The sequence below is a fragment of the Cupriavidus gilardii genome, from assembly GCF_017598945.1.
Classification (GTDB): domain Bacteria; phylum Pseudomonadota; class Gammaproteobacteria; order Burkholderiales; family Burkholderiaceae; genus Cupriavidus; species Cupriavidus gilardii_E.
Map to the genome: position 1 here is coordinate 1 of NZ_JAGFTW010000066.1, position 806 is coordinate 806.

The following is an 806-nucleotide window of genomic DNA, read 5'->3' on the forward strand; positions in this document are numbered from 1 at the left end:
ACCGCTCCGCTGATGCGCGTACGCCTGCTGCGCCTGGACAGCGAACGCTACCGCATGATCTGGACCAGCCACCATCTGCTGCTCGATGGCTGGAGCACCGCCCGCCTGATCGGCGAGGTGCTGCAGCGCTACCACGGTCAGCCGGTCGACGCGTCCGCCTCCCGCTACCGCGACCATATCGCCTGGCTGCAAACGCACAATGTGGCCGCCAGCGAGTCGTTCTGGCGCGAGCGGCTGCAAGCGCTCGATGAACCGACCCGGCTGGCCTCGGCTCTCCCGGCACCGGATGCCGGCACCGGCCACGCCACCTGCCGCACCACGCTCGATGCCGAGGCGCTATCCCGGCTCCAACGCAGCGCCGCGAGTCAACATCTGACGTTGAACACGCTGCTGCAAGCGGCCTGGGTCATCGTGCTGCAGCGCTATACCGGACGACGCGCCGTTGCCTTCGGCGCCACGGTGGCCGGACGCCCGGCGGCATTGCCGGGCGCCGAGGCGATGTTGGGGCTCTTCATCAACACGCTGCCGGTGATTCAGGCACCTGCGCCGGACCAATCCATCGCCGACTGGCTGCAGGCGCTGCAAGCGGAGAATCTGGCGCTGCGCGAGCACGAGCACGTGCCGCTGTACGAAATCCAGCGGTGGGCAGGTCAAGGCGGACAGGCCCTGTTCGACTCGATCCTGGTGTTCGAAAACTACCCGGTCGATGCAGCGCTGCGTCAGCGCGAACAGAACGGTCTGAAGTTGGGCCAAGTCACTCATGCGGCGACCACCAACTACCCGCTGACCCTGGTGATCTCTGCCGG

1 protein-coding gene is annotated in these 806 nt (G+C 67.4%); it reads left to right on the plus strand.

Translation table 11 applies throughout. The features are described from left to right. The coding region (locus J5T34_RS23860) for a condensation domain-containing protein (RefSeq protein ID WP_244259223.1) at positions 1-806 on the plus strand (806 nt) is incomplete at both ends.